At 69.3% G+C, this 16,027-nt stretch carries 17 protein-coding genes; 12 read left to right on the forward strand and 5 right to left on the reverse strand.

Going from position 1 to position 16,027, the window contains the following annotated elements; translation table 11 throughout:
* The first annotated feature begins 109 nt into the window (after positions 1-109).
* Positions 110-685 (forward strand): hypothetical protein, encoded by a 576-nt coding sequence (locus ACFWDI_RS19890; RefSeq protein ID WP_385305598.1) that lies wholly within the window; start codon positions 110-112, stop codon positions 683-685.
* A 126-nt stretch (positions 686-811) separates the two neighbouring features.
* On the opposite strand, the gene trxA is transcribed toward ACFWDI_RS19890, so the two are convergent.
* The 4 genes from trxA to ACFWDI_RS19910 form a co-directional block, all read right to left on the reverse strand.
* The gene (gene trxA / locus ACFWDI_RS19895) at positions 812-1,144 is read right to left on the reverse strand and encodes a thioredoxin (RefSeq protein WP_385305600.1); all 333 of its coding nucleotides are present in this window, start codon (positions 1,142-1,144) and stop codon (positions 812-814) included.
* On the reverse strand, positions 1,141-1,560 hold the full coding sequence (locus ACFWDI_RS19900) for a MerR family transcriptional regulator (protein WP_385305602.1): 420 nt from the start codon (positions 1,558-1,560) through the stop codon (positions 1,141-1,143). Before ACFWDI_RS19900 ends, trxA begins: the two co-directional genes overlap by 4 nt.
* Before the next feature lie 56 nt (positions 1,561-1,616).
* Positions 1,617-2,525 (reverse strand): NAD(P)-dependent oxidoreductase, encoded by a 909-nt coding sequence (locus ACFWDI_RS19905; protein ID WP_385305604.1) that lies wholly within the window; start codon positions 2,523-2,525, stop codon positions 1,617-1,619.
* 147 nt (positions 2,526-2,672) lie between these two features.
* Positions 2,673-3,191 (reverse strand): Lrp/AsnC family transcriptional regulator, encoded by a 519-nt coding sequence (locus tag ACFWDI_RS19910; RefSeq protein ID WP_385305605.1) that lies wholly within the window; start codon positions 3,189-3,191, stop codon positions 2,673-2,675.
* Between the two features lie 64 nt (positions 3,192-3,255).
* Here ACFWDI_RS19910 and ACFWDI_RS19915 point away from each other — a divergent pair, with 64 nt between their 5' ends.
* The 6 genes from ACFWDI_RS19915 to ACFWDI_RS19940 all read left to right on the forward strand — a co-directional run bounded on the left by ACFWDI_RS19915 (position 3,256) and on the right by ACFWDI_RS19940 (position 8,443).
* Positions 3,256-4,164, forward strand: coding sequence for an NAD-dependent epimerase/dehydratase family protein (locus ACFWDI_RS19915; RefSeq protein ID WP_385305607.1), 909 nt, complete (start codon positions 3,256-3,258; stop codon positions 4,162-4,164).
* On the forward strand, positions 4,164-5,120 hold the full coding sequence (locus ACFWDI_RS19920) for an aldo/keto reductase (protein WP_385305609.1): 957 nt from the start codon (positions 4,164-4,166) through the stop codon (positions 5,118-5,120). Before ACFWDI_RS19915 ends, ACFWDI_RS19920 begins: the two co-directional genes overlap by 1 nt.
* A 188-nt stretch (positions 5,121-5,308) precedes the next feature.
* Positions 5,309-6,736, forward strand: coding sequence for a glycoside hydrolase family 16 protein (locus ACFWDI_RS19925; protein ID WP_385305835.1), 1,428 nt, complete (start codon positions 5,309-5,311; stop codon positions 6,734-6,736).
* A gap of 34 nt (positions 6,737-6,770) precedes the next feature.
* On the forward strand, positions 6,771-7,742 hold the full coding sequence (locus ACFWDI_RS19930; protein ID WP_385305611.1) for a DUF1996 domain-containing protein: 972 nt from the start codon (positions 6,771-6,773) through the stop codon (positions 7,740-7,742).
* 262 nt (positions 7,743-8,004) lie between these two features.
* The gene (locus tag ACFWDI_RS19935) at positions 8,005-8,127 is read left to right on the forward strand and encodes a hypothetical protein (protein ID WP_385305613.1); all 123 of its coding nucleotides are present in this window, start codon (positions 8,005-8,007) and stop codon (positions 8,125-8,127) included.
* 10 nt (positions 8,128-8,137) lie between these two features.
* On the forward strand, positions 8,138-8,443 hold the full coding sequence (locus ACFWDI_RS19940) for an ArsR/SmtB family transcription factor (RefSeq protein WP_385305615.1): 306 nt from the start codon (positions 8,138-8,140) through the stop codon (positions 8,441-8,443).
* A 100-nt stretch (positions 8,444-8,543) separates the two neighbouring features.
* On the opposite strand, the gene ACFWDI_RS19945 is transcribed toward ACFWDI_RS19940, so the two are convergent.
* On the reverse strand, positions 8,544-9,911 hold the full coding sequence (locus ACFWDI_RS19945) for a cation:dicarboxylate symporter family transporter (protein WP_385305617.1): 1,368 nt from the start codon (positions 9,909-9,911) through the stop codon (positions 8,544-8,546).
* Between the two features lie 123 nt (positions 9,912-10,034).
* On the opposite strand from ACFWDI_RS19945, the gene ACFWDI_RS19950 reads away from it, so the two are divergent.
* The 5 genes from ACFWDI_RS19950 (at position 10,035) to ACFWDI_RS19970 (ending at position 15,937) form a co-directional block, all read left to right on the forward strand.
* Entirely contained in the window at positions 10,035-11,753 is a 1,719-nt protein-coding gene (locus ACFWDI_RS19950) for an ATP-binding protein (RefSeq protein ID WP_385305619.1), read from the forward strand.
* A 244-nt stretch (positions 11,754-11,997) separates the two neighbouring features.
* Complete coding sequence (locus tag ACFWDI_RS19955; RefSeq protein WP_385305620.1) at positions 11,998-12,699, forward strand: response regulator; 702 nt, start codon at positions 11,998-12,000, stop codon at positions 12,697-12,699.
* A 189-nt stretch (positions 12,700-12,888) separates the two neighbouring features.
* Complete coding sequence (locus ACFWDI_RS19960; protein WP_385305622.1) at positions 12,889-14,250, forward strand: extracellular solute-binding protein; 1,362 nt, start codon at positions 12,889-12,891, stop codon at positions 14,248-14,250.
* Entirely contained in the window at positions 14,247-15,113 is an 867-nt protein-coding gene (locus ACFWDI_RS19965; RefSeq protein WP_385305623.1) for a carbohydrate ABC transporter permease, read from the forward strand. Before ACFWDI_RS19960 ends, ACFWDI_RS19965 begins: the two co-directional genes overlap by 4 nt.
* Positions 15,113-15,937 (forward strand): carbohydrate ABC transporter permease, encoded by an 825-nt coding sequence (locus ACFWDI_RS19970; protein ID WP_385305624.1) that lies wholly within the window; start codon positions 15,113-15,115, stop codon positions 15,935-15,937. Before ACFWDI_RS19965 ends, ACFWDI_RS19970 begins: the two co-directional genes overlap by 1 nt.
* The last annotated feature ends 90 nt before the right edge of the window (positions 15,938-16,027 follow it).

The following is a 16,027-nucleotide window of genomic DNA, read 5'->3' on the forward strand; positions in this document are numbered from 1 at the left end:
CCTCCGGGCGGTGAAGATTCGACACCTCCACCACACACGGAGGCCTTCGCCATGATCAAGACCCGTGCGTGTCAACAACGCTCGTGATCAATACAACTAGGACGCCATCGTGGCCACATGCTCGGTACGCAGCATCCCCCGCTCCTGGCTGTGGCAACTCCGCGAAGGTGGCACCATCACCACAACCATCAGCGGATGGATGCTCGCATCCGGCCTGATTCGCCTCACCATGGGCGAAGACGGCACCGCGACCGGCCGGTTCACCGGCGACACCATCGGCTACATGCTCGCCCGCCCCCACGAACGACCACCCAGGCCGTCCCTCATCCAGCACCCCGGCAGCACCCGCACCACCCTCGTCGACCCGGCCCTCATCGAGACCTGGACCGGGCACTTCCTGGCCCAGCTCGCCGCCCCGTCCGCCGAACTCGCCTCCACCAGTGACAGCGTGATCCTCGTGGACGTGGCTACCGGTTCTCAGGCATGGACCGAACCGGCGGACAACGGCTGGACCGTTCACCAACACGGGCCTCTGCCCCTGTGGGACCAGGTGGAAGGCGCACTGACGACATGGAAGGAGGCAGGTGCACCAGATCAATCCGCGTTCGGAATGACCGTCACTGACGACACACAAACCGTCTGGCTCGGCGAGCCGGACGGACCGTCCTGGCAACTCCCCACCTGACGCTGAGAGGGAAGGCACCCATCGCCGGAGCGGTCTCGGGTGCGGAGCTCGGGCCCGACGAGCTGAGCGTGGCCTGACGGCTTCGCCCAGTACCACAACTGCGGTTGATGCAACGGCGTTGGAGGACTAGAGCACGTCCTCCAGCTCCTGGAGCAGCAGTCGCTTGGGCCGCGCACCGACCATCGACTTCACCGGCTCGCCCCCGCGGAACACCATCAGCGTCGGCATCGACAGCACGCCGTACCGCACCATGACCTCCGGATTGGTGTCCACATCGAGCTGTACGACCTTGAGCCGGTCGGCCTCCTCGGCGGCGAGAGCGCTCAGCACCGGCGCAAGCTGGCGGCACGGGCCGCACCAGTCGGCGGTGAACTCCACCAGGACCGGCAGTCCCGCCTTCAGCACCTCGTCGTCGAAGTCGTTGTCCGTCACCGCGGCGACGCCTTCTGCGTGGATCATTCGTCTTCCCCTCCGTACGTCAGTTCACAGCGTGGCTCCGGACCGCCCGGAACATCGGCCTGCGCCTCCAGCTCCGCCCGCGCGAGCTGCGCCCCGACCTGGGCGCGCACCGACTGGAGCTGGCCGATGAGCGTGTCCAGCTCACCGAGCTTGGCGCGGTAGACGGCGAGCGAGGCGGGGCAGGAGTCGCCCGCCGGGTGCCCGGCGCGCAGGCAGTCGACGAAGGGTCTGGTCTGCTCCAGATCGAACCCGAAGTCCTGCAGGGTCCGGATCTGCTGGAGCAGCCGCAGATCGTCCTCGTCGTACGTGCGGTAGCCGTTCACCGCGCGCCGGGCGGGCAGGAGCCCGCGGGACTCGTAGTAGCGCAGAGTGCGGGTGGTCGTCCCGGCCCGCTCCGCCAGCTCGCCGATTCGCATGTCCTCGACGGTAATCCTTGACGTCGGCGTCAAGGCAACAGGCTGATCCCCCCGGCTCAGGACTCCGCGGTGACGGCCTCGTACGTGCTCGCCCAGTCGTCGGCGCCGTGGCCCTTCGCGATCGCCCTGTCGGCGACGGACTTGATGGACTCCAGGTGGGAGACGTCGAGACCGCGGGTCTGCGCCGCGTGCAGGATGTGCTCGACGCCCGCCACCATCATGCCGAGGTTGGCCTGTGTTCCCGGATAGCTGCCCGCGTCGATGTTGGCCGCCGTGTACTCCGCGATGGGCGGCAGAATCTGGACGATGGTGCTCAGATACGGGGCGATGTCGACCGCCTTGACCCCGTCGGCCCTGGCCAGCGCATACGCGTGCACCAGGCCCGAGATGCTGCCGTAGAAGAAGTCGAGCAGCGACAGATCGTAGAGCGCGGCGAGCCCGGGATCCGTGCCGACGAACGCGGCCTTGCCGCCGAGGGCCTTCAGGGCGGACTCGTACCGCTCGAACGCCTCCTGCGAGCCGGAGTAGAAGAGCAGCGCGTCGGGGGAGCCGATGAGCGGGGTCGGCACCATGACGGCGCCGTCCAGGTAGGCGATGGACCGCTCGGCCGCCCAGGCCGCCGCCGCCCGCGAGCGCTCCGGCGTGTCCGAGGTGACATTGACCAGCGCCCGGCCGTGAAGCGCGTCGCCCAGGGGGTCGAGGATCGCCTGGGCGGCGTCGTAGTCGACCACGCAGACGACGGTCAACTCGCTTGCCCGTACGGCCTCTTCCGCACGGGCGGCGCGGACCGCGCCGCGGGCGGTGAGCTCGTCGCCCTTGCCGGGAGAGCGGTTCCAGACGGTGGTGGGGTGGCCCGCGTCGAGGAGGGCGCCGGCGAGGGCCTGGCCCATCGCGCCGAGCCCGAGGACGGTGACGGAGGTACGGACGGTGGCAGAGGCAAGAGGGCCGTTCTTGGTGGTGGACATGTCCGCCATGCTTCGTCGGCGCCCAACTCCCCCACAAGTACCTACAAATGAGTCAGCTACGCACCGCAAGGTAAACATCGAGGTCAGTGCGGTGCCGCCCGGTCAGTGCGTGGCAGGTGGGTACGGGGTAAGTCACCGCGGATCACGTCACCGCGGGGGCAGCAGCGGCTTGCGTTCCACCGGCGAGGTCAGCACAACCGATGTCGTCGTACGACCGAGAGCCGACGTCTGCTCCAGTACGTCCTCGAGATGGACCGTGTCGGTCACCGCGACCTTGATGATCCAGCAGTCCTCGCCGACGACATGGTGAACCTCGATCACCTCGGGGCGGGCGAGCAGCTCCAGAGTCCTGGGGTGCTTGAGGTTGTACCCGCCGTGCGGGTTGACGCGGATGAAGGCCTGAATGCCGTAGCCGAGGCGGGCCGGTGAGACATGCGCCCCGTAGCCGGTGATCGCGCCGCAGGCCTCCAGCCGGCGCACCCGTTCCGTGACCGCCGCCGGGCTCAGCCGCACCCGGCGCCCGAGTTCGCTGAGTTTGATGCGGCCGTCGGTCTGGAGGAGCTCCAGGATCTGGCGGTCGACGGCGTCGAAGGCGGTCGCCGACGTTTCGTTGGCGGCAGCTCGCAGATGCCGTGGTTCTTTCGGTCGTTCGGCCGGATCTCCCATGTCTCCCCCTTCAAGATGTGGCCCGTAAACGTAACACTTGACGTAAGACGAGAGGGAGTTGGAAATGCGCGAGATATGCGTCATCGGCGGCAACCGCTATTTCGGCAAGCGATTGACAGCTCGGCTGCTGGATTCGGGCGACCGGGTCACCGTCATCAATCGCGGGTCCTCCGCCCCGCCCGCCGGAGTCACCCATCTCATAGCGGACCGCGATGACGAGGATTCCCTGCGGGCCGCGATCGGTTCGCGTACATTCGATGTCGTCTTCGACCAGGTCTGCTATACGCCGCGCCAGGCGGAAATCGCCCGTCGGGTGTTCGCGGGCCGCACCGGACGCTATGTGATGACGTCCACCGTCGAGGTGTACGAGTACGAGCACTCCGCCACCCTCGTCCGCGAGGAGGCCGTCGACCCGCTGACGGTGAACGTGGACCTGACCGCTCCGTGGGACGACCCGGACTTCCGCGAGGAGCACTACGGAGAGGGAAAGCGGCAGGCCGAGGCGGTTCTGGCGCAGAATCCGGCCTTCCCGTACGTGTCGGTGCGCGTCGCCCATGTGCTCGGCGGGGACGACGACTTCACCGGCCGAGTGGACCACTACGCGACCCGGATCAGGGCGGGCGAACCCATCGCCGTACCCGCCGAGAACCACCCCGCCACCTATGTGCATGTAGCGGAGATCGCCGAATTCCTGGCGTGGACGGCGGGTCAGGACTTCACCGGTCCGGTGAATGCGAATGCGTACGGCGCGCTCTCCACAACCGATATCTGCGCGGTGATCGAGCACGAGACAGGCGGAAAGGCGGAATTCCTCCCTGTGGAGATCGGTGAGACCTCGCCGTTCTCCTTCGCCCGCTCGTACGGCATGGACAATTCGCGTGCGGCGGAGTTGGGTTACACCTTCAGCCGCGCCGCGGAATGGCTGCCACGGGCCATCGCCGAAACCCTCGGTTCCGGCAAGGAGGTCCGGTAATGCGGTACCGCACGCTGGGCAGCCTCCAGGTGAGCGCGATCGGGTTCGGCGCCATGCCGCTGTCCATCGAGGGCCACCCCGACGAGCGGCAGGCCATCGCCACCGTCCATGCCGCTCTCGACGCCGGCGTGACGCTGATCGACACCGCCGACTCCTACTACCCGCCCGGCGGTGAGCCGGGCGCCGGTGAGTTGCTCGTACGGCGTGCCCTCGCCGCGTACGGCGGCGACAGGGACTCCGTCCTGGTCGCCACCAAGGGTGGCCGGGGCAGGACCGCCGACGGCGGCTGGACGGTCAACGGCGATCCGCACCATCTCAAGCAGGCCGCCAGGAGCTCGCTCGACCGGCTCGGCGTCGCCGCGATCGGGCTCTATCAGCTGCACAAGCCGGACCCGTCCGTCCCCTACGCCGATTCGCTCGGCGCGCTCCAGGAGCTGCTGGCGGAGGGCGCGATCCGGTTCGCCGGGATCTCCAACGCGGATGCGGCGCAGATCCGGCTGGCCAGGCGGATGCTGGGTGAGCGGCTGGTCTCCGTACAGAACCGGTACTCGCCCGCGGTGCGCGACAGCGAGGCGGAGCTGCGGCTCTGCGCGGAGCTGGGCCTCGCCTTCCTTCCGTGGAGTCCGCTGGGCGGGATCTCGCGGAGTTCGCTGGACGGGCCGTCGGGACTGAACGGCGCAACAGGAGCGGAGGGAGCGGGCCCGGAAGTGACAGGTCCGTACGCCGCCTTCCACCAGGTGGCGCGAGAGCGCGGCGTGAGCCCCCAACAGACCGCTCTGGCCTGGCTTTTGGCGAAGTCTCCGGCCGTGATCCCGATCCCGGGCGCGAGCCGGCCGCAGACCATCCGGAACTCCGCGGCGGCCGCCGGACTCACGTTGAGCGCGTCGGAGCTGGCGGCGCTCGACGCCTCGTCGGCCAACGGGAGCGACGGGAGCGACGCGGCCGTCCGCTCCTGACCAGCGGTTCAGTCCAAACCGGCGACGCGTTCAGGAAGTTAACGGGGTGCAGCCATTGACGGCTGGACTGTCTACATCTACAAAACTGTTTGAGAGCGCTCTCAACTCCCTCGGCACCACCCTCCCGGAGGTGTTCCTTGAGCACGAGCCGCATCAAACGCACCCCCTTGCTCACTGTGATCGTCGCCATGACCGTGGCCCTCGCCGGTTTCATCGCTGTGACCGGCGCGGGGTCGGCTCGCGGTGACGTACCGCCCACGCCCGGCTGGAATCTCCAGTGGAGTGACGATTTCAACGGCGCCAACCGCACCCTGCCCTCGTCGGCCAACTGGCAGATCGACCTCGGCCACGCCTACCCGAACGGGCCCGGCAACTGGGGCACCGGCGAAATCCAGAACTACACCAACAACCCCGACAACCTCAGCCTCGACGGCACCGGCAATCTGCGCATCACCCCCCTCCGGGACGGCGGGGGCAACTGGACCTCCGGCCGTGTCGAGACCAAGCGCACCGACTTCAAGGCCCCGGCCGGGGGAACGCTGCGCATCGAGGGCCGGATCCAGATGCCGAATGTGACCGGCCAGGCCGCGCTCGGCTACTGGCCCGCCTTCTGGGCCCTCGGCGCGCCCTACCGCGGCAACTACTGGAACTGGCCGTCCATCGGCGAGTTCGACATCATGGAGAACGTCAACGGCATCAACTCCGTCTGGGGTGTGCTGCACTGCGGGGTCAACCCCGGCGGCCCCTGCAACGAGACCAGCGGCATCGCCAACAACCGCGCCTGCCCCGGCGCGAGTTGCCAGTCCGCGTTCCACACGTACCGCTTCGAGTGGGACCGCTCCACCTCTCCCAATGAACTGCGCTGGTACGTGGACGGCCAGCTGTTCCACAGCGTCGCCGAGAACCGCGTGGACGCCGGGACCTGGGCGAACATGACCAACCACGCGGGCTACTTCATCCTGCTCAATGTCGCGATCGGCGGCGCGTTCCCCGACGCGCTGGCCGGCAAGACCCCGACGCCCGCGACCGTCCCCGGCCGCCCCATGCTCGTCGACTACATCGCCGTCTGGACCAAGGGCGGCGGCTCGACCACCCCGCCCACGACACCGCCCACGACCGACCCGCCCACCACTCCCCCGCCCTCCGGCTCCTCCCAGCTGTATCTGCGTACGGGAGGAGGCGCGGGCGACGCGGCGGCATCGGCCTCGACGGTGAGCCTCGCCTCGGCGGGCGGCGCCAACCACGACGGCACCCCGCACAACCCGCAGGTCTTCACCTCGGCCGGGTTCACCAGGAAGTACAACGGCGGCGCGACGCAGTTCGACCTGTTCCTCGACGCGGGCTCCACGGTGGCTAACGGCCAGCAGGTCAGGGTGAGTTACGACCGTACGGGCGACGGGAGCTGGGACCGGACGGAGACGTACAACTACTTCGCCACCGACCCCGTCGCGGGCTGGGAGCACTACACCCAGGCGAGAGGCCTCAAGTCGTCCACCGGGGCGCTCGGCGATCTGACGAACGGCAAGGTGCAGATCGAGGTCTGGAACGCCATCGGCGGCGGTGCCAGCACGGTCGGCGTCGGCAACCAGTCCGTCGTACGCATCCCCTTCGACTGAATCCAGTGAACCCAGTGAACCCAGGAGGACCGCAATGTTCCGCCGACTGCTCGCGAGCCTTGCCGCCGTGATCTTCCTGATCACGGCGGGATGGATCACCGCGAGGACCGAACGGGCCGCTCCCGACACCGTTTCGGGCCACACCGCATCCCACCGTGCCATGTCGGGCCACAACGGCCACGCCTACACCTTCACCGCCGCCCAGACGGCCGCGATCGTCGCACAGGCCGCGGCCCCGGTACGCGGCAGCGAATTCCGCGCGGACTGCTTCTCCAGCCACCGCAAGGGCGACGACCCGATCGTCTTCCCGGGGCAGGTGGGCCGTTCGCACATCCATGAGTTCTACGGGAACAGGACCGCGAACGCGGCCTCGACGCTCCAGTCGCTGGCCGCCGGCGCCACCAACTGCACGCCCACGGTGGACCTTTCCTCGTACTGGACCCCCACCCTCTACAAGAACGGAGTCCCGGTGGCCCCCGAGCGGGTCACCGTCTACTACCGGGGCATCACCGACCACACCCGGGCCGTGGCCCATCCGCGCGGTCTGCGCTACGTCGTCGGCAACGCCCTGGCCACCTCGCCCGACCAGAACCCGGCAGCGCGCTGGTCGTGCGTGGGGCGGCCCGAGTCCAGCCGGGAGTTCGTCAACTGCCCGCCCGGCACCAAGCTGGAGAACTATCTGGACTTCCCGACCTGCTGGGACGGGAAGAACCTGGACAGCGCCAACCACCGGGACCACATGGCGTACGCGGCCGGTCAGACCTGCCCCGCTTCGCACCCCGTGGTCGTGCCGCGGCTGGAGCTGCTGATCACCTGGCCGGTCAACGGCGGCGGGCTGACGCTCGCGGGCACCAGAAACGGCGTCAATGTGACCGACCAGCCCGGCTACACCTTCCACGGCGACTTCTTCAACGCCTGGGACGACGGTGAGCTGAAGCGCCGGGTGGCCAACTGCATCGTCGCGGGGTACATCTGCGGGACGGACGGCAATCCGATCCAGCAGTGAGCCCCATTCGTGCGAATCCGGGTCCGGGACGCCCAGCAACCTGCGGGTCAGGGCGTCCCGGTCCGGTCCGTCCAGTCCGTCCGGTCCATCCGGTCCGGTTCGTCCGGCGCGGTCCGTACCGCAGGCTCCCGGCGCACCGGCCCGTGAGCCCGCGCTCTTCCTCGACCGCGACCTGCGGCTCGGCGGCCCCGCCGCGGCGCGGCAGCAGCACCGCGACGAGCACCGTGCCGACGCCGAGGATCACCGCGGCGACCAGGCTGGTGTGCGCGACGGCGTCCGAGAAGGCGCCGTTCACCGCGTCCACCAGGGCCTGTGCCTGCCGAGGACCCGCCTGGACGCCGACCTGCTGGGCGACGGCGAGGCCCGCGCCTTGCGGCTCGACTAAAATCAGGAGTGTGGACCTGGTACAGGCGATCGCTCAGCCCAGACGGCGCGAGATCCTCAGGCTGATCTGGAACGACGAGCTGCCCGCAGGCGAGATCGCGGCCCGCTTCGAGGTCACCTTCGGCGCGGTGTCCCAGCATCTGAAGGTGCTGCGGGACGCGGGCCTGGTGACGCTGCGCAAGGACGGCACCAAGCGGTTCTACCGGGCCGACCGGGAAGCCCTCGGACCGCTCTTCGGCTTCCTCCAGTCCGTGTGGGGCCCCAAGTTCGACGCCCTGGGCCGCCTCGCGGAAGAGGCCGGACCGAAGGAAGCGTGAGGAGTGCCCGCCCTCCGCCACGGGGGGAGGCGGAGGGCGGAGCGGATGAGACCGTCCTCAACGGCCTGACGAGCACCAGCAGTTCGGTGCCGGCGGCGGATCAGACCTTCAGGACCGCTTCGTCCCCCTCCCGCGGCTCGGGCACGTCCGCCTCCGGCGCCGCGTCGGCGTGACCGTCGTCGAGCAGCGTCTTCTCGTCGAACGGGATCCTCCCGGCCAGCACCTCGTCGACCCGCGCCTTGTCGATCTCCTTCGTCCACGTCCCGATCAGCACCGTCGCGACCGCGTTGCCCGCGAAGTTGGTCAGTGCACGCGCCTCGCTCATGAAGCGGTCGATACCGACGATCAGGCCGACGCCGTCGACCAGCTCCGGCCGGTGCGACTGCAGACCGCCCGCCAGCGTGGCCAGCCCGGCCCCGGTGACGCCCGCCGCGCCCTTCGACGCCACGAAGAGGAAGAGAAGGAGCGGGATCTGCTCTCCGATCGACATCGGCCGGCCCATCGCGTCGGCGATGAAGAGCGAGGCCATCGTCATGTAGATCATGGTGCCGTCGAGGTTGAAGGAGTAGCCGGTCGGAACGGTGATGCCGACCACCGGCTTGCTCACACCCAGGTGCTCCATCTTCGCGATGAGCCGCGGGAGCGCGGACTCGGAGGAGGAGGTGGACAGGATCAGCAGGAACTCACGGCCCAGGTACTTGAAGAGCGTCAGGATGTTGAGGCCCGCGACGAGGCGCAGCAGCGTGCCGAGCACGATGACGACGAAGAGGAAGCAGGTCACGTAGAACCCGAGCATCAGCACGGCGAGGCTCTTGAGCGCGTCCAGACCGGCCGACCCGGTGACGGCGGCGATCGCGCCGAAGGCGCCGATCGGCGCGGCCCACATCACCATGGCAAGAACGCGGAAGACGAGCCGCTGGATGTGCTCGACACCGCGCAGCACCGGCTCGCCGACCGAGCCCATCGCCTGCAGCGCGAAGCCGACGAGCAGCGCGACGAGCAGGGTCTGCAGAACCTCGCCGGTGGTGAAGGCGGAGACAATCGTGGTCGGGATGATCCCGAGCACGAACTCGACCGGGGGCTTGGCCTCGGCCGACACCTGGCCCTGGCCCGCCTCCTTGACCGCGTCGGTCAGCGCGAGGCCGTCACCGGGCTGCAGGATGTTGCCGACGACCAGGCCGATGGCGAGGGCGACCATCGACATCACCAGGAAGTAGCCGAGCGCTATGCCGCCGACCGCGCCGACCTTGGCGGCCTTTCGTACCGAGCCGATGCCCAGCACGATCGTGCAGAAGATGATCGGCGAGATCATCATCTTGATCAGATTCACAAAGCCGGTGCCCAGCGGCTTGAGCTCAACGGCGAACTCGGGGGCAGCCAGGCCCACCGTGATGCCCAGCGCGACCGCGATGATGACCGCGATATAGAGATAGTGGGTACGGTCCCGCCTGACGGCTCCAGTAGCCACGGGGTCCTCCTCATTCCGATTCGTCCATGTCCCTATGGATGCCGTGACTATCCACCAGGCTGTGACGCCGGTCACCCTTGCGTTCGTTTCGTTCACACAAAATCGGCCAGGCAGACTGATTGCATGCGCATACCTCGCCCCCGCAGCCTCGCCGGGCAGCTCTTCGCGATGCAGGTCGTGCTGGTCGCCGCGATCGTGGCGGGCTGCGCCCTCTTCGCGTATGTCACCGACCGCTCCCAGGCCGAGGAGACGGCGCGGCTGCAGTCCACCGCCACCGCCACCGCCGTCGCGCGGTCGCCCTCGGTGATCGCGGCGGCGCGTTCCGCGCATCCCAGCGAGCCGCTTCAGCCGTATACGGAGCGGCTGCGCCGGGACGCGGGCGTCACCTTCGTCGTGATCATGGCCCCGGACGGAACTCGGTGGACGCATCCGGAGCCGGGCGAGATCGGCAAGAAATATCTGGGGCACATCGACGAGGCACTGAAGGGCAAGATCTACAGCGAGAAGCACCTGGGCGTGCTCGGCCCCTCGGTGCGGACGGTGGCGCCCATCTACGACAACGGGAAGATCACCGGGCTCGTCAGCGCGGGCATCACCATCCAGAAGATCAGCGAGAAGGTGAGTCAGCAGGTCGCCGCGCTGCTCGGTGTCGCGGGCGCGGCGCTCACGCTGGGCGGCCTCGGCACGTACGTGATCAACGCGCGGCTGCGGCGGCATACGCACGGTATGAACGCGGCCGAGCTGAGCCGGATACACGACTACCACGAGGCCGCGCTGCATGCCGTGCGCGAGGGGCTGTTGATGCTCGACGGCCGGCGGCGGATCGCCCTGGTCAACGACGCGGCCCGGGAGTTGCTGGGCCTTGACGACGACGCGGTCGGCCGGCCGGTGGCCGAACTCGGCCTGCCGGCACCGCTCACGGGCGCGCTGCTGGCGGCCGAGCCACGCGTCGACGAGGTCCATCTGACGGCCGACCGGGTGATCGTCGTGAACACCAGCCCGGTCGTCGGCGGCGAGCAGCGCGGCACGGTGGTGACCCTGCGGGACCACACCGAACTGCAGGCGCTCTCGGGCGAGTTGGACTCCGAGCGCGGCTTCACGCAGGCGTTGCGCTCCCAGGCGCACGAAGCGGCCAATCGCCTGCATACGGTCGTCTCGCTGATCGAGCTCGGCCGGGCGGACGAGGCGGTCGACTTCGCGACCGCGGAGCTGGAGCTGGCTCAGGTGCTGACCGACCGCGTCGTCGGCGCGGTCGGCGAACCGGTGCTGGCCGCGCTGCTGCTGGGCAAGGCGGCGCAGGCCAACGAGCGCGGCGTGGAGCTGGTCCTCGCGGAGGACAGCCGCATCGACGACGGCGTTCTGCCGCCGTCGCTGCCGGCGCGCGACCTGGTGACGATCCTGGGCAACCTGATCGACAACGCGGTCGACGCGGCGTCGGAGGCGGCGGCGGGCGGGCGGGGCGCCGGAGCCCTTGACGGGATGGACGGCCAGGATCGGGTCATCGTCACCGCCGCGGCCGGCCCGGACCGCGACACCGTCACCGCCGCGGACGGCCGGGCCGTACAGCCGCTCCGTGCCCGGGTCACCGTCACCGCGCGTGCCGACCGCGGCGAGCTGCTGCTGCGGGTCGCCGACACCGGCGCGGGCGTCGACCCCGCCGACGCCGAGGAGGTCTTCCGGCGCGGCTGGTCCACGCACGGCGCGGGGCGCGGGCTGGGGCTCGCGCTGGTCCGGCAGGCGGCGCACCGCAGCCGGGGCACGGTGCTGCTGGCCGAGGGCCCGGACGGCGGCGCGGAGTTCACCGTACGGCTGCCGCTGCACACGGCGGAGGTGCGGACATGAGCGCGGCCCCCGGCCGGACGCCGCCGCCCCCTGCGGGCGGAGGCGCCCCCGCCCGACGCACAGCCGGACCGGGCACCCACGGATCCCGTACCCCCGGGCCACACACCCGGCGACCGCAGCCCGCGCCGGGCGCGCCCGGGCTGCATACTGCGAGGCGCGTCGTCCGCCGTCCGCACGCCGATTCGCCGGGCACCCGGCGCCCCCACGCCCCCGCGCGCCCACCGCGCCCCATCGAGGTGTCCCCATGAGCAGCACCAGCGACCCCATCAGAGTTCTCGTCGTCGAGGACGACCCCGTCGCCGCCGACGCGCACGCCCTCTACGTCGGCCGTGTCGCCGGGTTCACCGTCGCCGGGGTCGCTCACTCGCGGGCCGAGGCCGTACGCGTCCTCGAGCGGACCGATGTCGGTCTTCTCCTCCTCGACCTCTACCTCCCCGACGGGCACGGGCTCCAGCTCGTCCGTTCCCTGCGCGCCGCCGGGCACTCCGCCGACGTCATCGCCGTCACCTCCGCCCGCGACCTCGCGATGGTCCGCGAAGGCGTGTCCCTCGGAGTCGTCCAGTACGTCCTGAAGCCCTTCACCTTCGCCACCCTCCGGGACAGGCTCACCCGGTACGCCGAGTTCCGCGCCACGGCCGGTGAGGCCAGCGGTCAGGACGAGGTGGACCGGGCGCTCGCCTCCCTCCGTGCGCCCCAGGGCGCCGGGAGCGCCGGTCTGCCCAAGGGGCTCAGCGCCCCGACGCTGGAGGCCGTCACCCGTACCCTGCGCAAGTCCACGACCGGGCTCACCGCCGCCGAGGCCGGCACCGCCGTCGGGATCTCGCGGATCACCGCGCGCCGCTACCTCGAGCACCTGGTCGCCGAAGGGCGAGCGGTGCGCAGTCCGCAGTACGGGCAGATCGGGCGTCCCGAGCTCCAGTACCGGTGGAGACCCTCCACCCGCTGAACGAGCCCGCCACCCACTGAACAAGAGCGCCGAACCCGCCGGCCGAGCCGGCGACCCAACTGATTGCGCCACTCAACGACCTTGCCCTGAAGGGGGATTGACCTTGTGAAGGGGCCGGTCCTACGGTCACGGCAGCCCCCGTGGCCCGGGCCCCGGCCCGGAGCCCCCGGCTCAGAGGAGGTCGTGCCCGTGCGCCCCACCGCCCCACTGATCCTCATCACTGCCGTCACCGCGCTTGCCGCAGGAACACTCACCGCCTGCGGCGGCGGCTCCGGCGGCGACCCCGACACCGTCAAGGTCGCCTACAACCGGTCCACCGACAACAAGATCCGCTTCAAGGACGCCCATCTCGAGGCCGCGAAGAAGCAGTTCGAGAAGGACCACCCGGGCAAGAAGATCAAGCTCATCCCGATCCAGGCCCCGGACAACGACTACGCCACCAAGGCGCAGCAGATGATGCGCTCCCCGAAGACCGCGCCCGATCTGCTCTACGAGGACACCTTCCGCATCAACTCCGACATCAAGGCCGGGTACTTGAAGCCGCTGGACACCTATCTGCCCACGTGGGACCAGTGGGGCCAGTTCGTCGACACGGCGAAGGCGGCGGCCAAGGCGGAGGACGGCAAGACGTACGGCATCCCGGACGGCACCGACACCCGCGGACTGTGGTTCAACAAGGCGATCTTCGCCAAGGCCGGTCTGCCCGCCGACTGGCAGCCGAAGAACTGGGCGGAGATCCTGGACGCGGCCCGCACCGTCAGGAAGAAGGTCCCGGGCGCCATCCCGCTCAATGTCTACACCGGCAAGGGCCCCGGCGAGGCGGCCGTGATGCAGGGCTTCGAGATGCTGCTGTACGGCACCGGTGAGGACCCGCTCTACGATCCCTCCGCCAAGAAGTGGGTGGCCGCGGGCAAGGGATTCCAGGACTCGCTCGACTTCGTACACACGGTGTACTCGGAGAAGCTCGGCCCGGACGTCTCCGACGCGCTCGACCCCAATGTCGGCACGCGGGTCGCCACCGAGTGGTTCCCCGAAGGCAGGCTCGCGATCTCCCTGGACGGCTCCTGGATGGGTCAGAACTGGGTGAACAAGGGGCCCAAGGAGTGGCCGGACTGGGGCAAGGAGCTGGCCCAGACCCCGATGCCCACCCAGAACGGCCAGGCGCCCGGCAAGGTGTCCATGTCCGGCGGCTGGGCCTGGTCGATCCCGCAGAAGTCGAAGAATCCCGATCTCGCCTTCGACTTCATCAAGACGCTGCAGACCAAGGAGAACGCGACCCAGTGGTGCGTGGTCGCCGCGCAGATCGCCGTACGCAAGGACGTGGCCGCGGAACCGAAGTATCTGAAGTCCATGCCGGGCATCGACTTCTTCACCGGGCTCGTCCAGTACACCCACTACCGGCCCGCGCTGCCCGTCTATCCGCAGGTGTCGACGGCGATCGGGGAGGCGATGGAGAAGGTGACGACGGGTGATGCCTCGGCAGCGGAAGCGGCGAGGGCGTACAACGACCAGCTGAAGACGATCGTCGACGGCGCGGTCCTCACCAAGTGAGCACCCGGGGAACGGGGTTGTGGCGGTGGGTGCCGATCGCCCCCGCCACCGCCCTGCTGCTGCTGTTCCTCGCGGGACCCATCGGCTACTGCGTCTGGATCGCCTTCACCAACACCCAGCTGACCGGCGCGTCGGGATCCGACTTCGTCGGCCTGGACAACTTCCGCCGGGCGTTCGCGGACGACGACTTCCGTAACGCCGTGCGGCTCACGCTCGTCTTCACCTTCGTCTCGGCGGTCCTCGGCCAGAACACGCTGGGCCTGGCGCTGGCGGGACTGATGCGGGCCGCCTCCCGTCCCGTACGCACCGTCACCGGGACTCTGGTGATCACCGCCTGGGTGCTGCCGGAGATCGTCGCGGCGTTTCTGCTGTACACCTTCTTCCGCCGGGAGGGGACGCTGAACGCCGTGCTGGACTGGCTGCATCTGCCGTCCCAGAACTGGCTCTTCACACTGCCGATCCTGGCGGTGTCCTTCGCCAATGTCTGGCGCGGTACGGCCTTCTCGATGCTGATCTACTCCGCCGCGCTCGCCGAGATCCCGCGCGACATCACGGAGGCGGCGGAGGTCGACGGGGCGAGCGGGCCGCGCCGGGTCTGGCACATCACGCTGCCGATGATCCGCCGTTCCATCGGCACGAATCTGATGCTGAACACGCTCTCCACGCTCTCGGTCTTCGGTCTGATCTGGGCGATGACGCGCGGCGGCCCGGGCAACCGCAGCCAGACGCTGCCGGTGTTCATGTACGACCAGGCGTTCCTCAAGAGCCTGATCGGCTACGGCACGGCGGTGGCACTGCTGCTCCTGCTGGTGGGCTCGCTGTTCTCGATCGTCTATCTGCGCCTGATGAAGGTGGAGGTGTGATGCGCCGGACCACCCGCGCCCGGCTCGCCGCCAATGCCGCCCTGCTGGTCACCGCCGCGGCCTTCGCGCTGCCGCTGCTGTGGCTGCTGCTGGCGTCGGTGAACGCGGAGGCCGACCTGCGGGTACGGGCGCCGTCGTCGTTCACTGCGGACAATTTCGACGCGGTGCTCACCGACGAGATCACCTTCACGCCGATGCTCAACAGCCTGCTGCTGTGCGGCGGCGCGACCCTGCTGACGGTGGTGTGCGCGGCGCTCGCCGCATATCCGCTCTCCCGGCACCACTCGCGCTTCAACCGGCCGTATCTGCTGACGATCCTGTTCACGACGTGTCTGCCGATCACCGCGGTCATGGTCCCGGTGTACGGACTGTTCGTGCAGGTCAATCTGATCGACACGATGTACGGTACGGGGCTCTTCCTCGCCACCTCCCAACTGCCGTTCTCCATCTGGCTGATGAAGAACTTCATGGACGGCGTCCCGGTGGTGCTGGAGGAGGCGGCCTGGACGGACGGCGCGTCGAATCTGCAGACGCTCACCAGGGTCGTACTGCCGCTGATGGGCCCGGGGCTGACAGTGGTGACGATCTACACCTTCATCCAGCTCTGGGGGAACTTCTTCGTACCGTTCATGCTGATCCTGTCCCCGGAGCGGATGCCTGCGTCGGTCTCGATCTTCACCTTCTTCGGCAACTACGGCTCGGTGATCTACGGGCAGCTCGCGGCGTTCTCGATTCTGTACTCGGCGCCCGTGCTGGTGCTGTACGTGCTGATCGCGCGGAGGCTGGGCGGCGGCTTCGCCCTGGGCGGCGCGGTCAAGGGCTGACGAATCACCCAGCGTGTTACCAATGGGTACGATCAGCTCGGATGTTCCTACGACAAGTGGCGTTGGGTGAACGCACCGTAGTCGCCGCCC

It is taken from the genome of Streptomyces sp. NPDC060064, from assembly GCF_042736455.1.
Lineage (GTDB): Bacteria > Actinomycetota > Actinomycetes > Streptomycetales > Streptomycetaceae > Streptomyces.

Bases quoted from the DNA above. Each gene is read 5' to 3' on its own strand.
- trxA (WP_385305600.1), bottom strand. From the start codon at position 1,144: ATGATCCACGCAGAAGGCGTCGCCGCGGTGACGGACAACGACTTCGAC.
- ACFWDI_RS19900 (WP_385305602.1), bottom strand. From the start codon at position 1,560: ATGCGAATCGGCGAGCTGGCGGAGCGGGCCGGGACGACCACCCGCACT.
- ACFWDI_RS19905 (WP_385305604.1), bottom strand. From the start codon at position 2,525: ATGTCCACCACCAAGAACGGCCCTCTTGCCTCTGCCACCGTCCGTACC.
- ACFWDI_RS19910 (WP_385305605.1), bottom strand. From the start codon at position 3,191: ATGGGAGATCCGGCCGAACGACCGAAAGAACCACGGCATCTGCGAGCT.
- ACFWDI_RS19915 (WP_385305607.1), top strand. From the start codon at position 3,256: ATGCGCGAGATATGCGTCATCGGCGGCAACCGCTATTTCGGCAAGCGA.
- ACFWDI_RS19920 (WP_385305609.1), top strand. From the start codon at position 4,164: ATGCGGTACCGCACGCTGGGCAGCCTCCAGGTGAGCGCGATCGGGTTC.
- ACFWDI_RS19925 (WP_385305835.1), top strand. From the start codon at position 5,309: ATGACCGTGGCCCTCGCCGGTTTCATCGCTGTGACCGGCGCGGGGTCG.
- ACFWDI_RS19930 (WP_385305611.1), top strand. From the start codon at position 6,771: ATGTTCCGCCGACTGCTCGCGAGCCTTGCCGCCGTGATCTTCCTGATC.
- ACFWDI_RS19950 (WP_385305619.1), top strand. From the start codon at position 10,035: ATGCGCATACCTCGCCCCCGCAGCCTCGCCGGGCAGCTCTTCGCGATG.
- ACFWDI_RS19955 (WP_385305620.1), top strand. From the start codon at position 11,998: ATGAGCAGCACCAGCGACCCCATCAGAGTTCTCGTCGTCGAGGACGAC.
- ACFWDI_RS19970 (WP_385305624.1), top strand. From the start codon at position 15,113: ATGCGCCGGACCACCCGCGCCCGGCTCGCCGCCAATGCCGCCCTGCTG.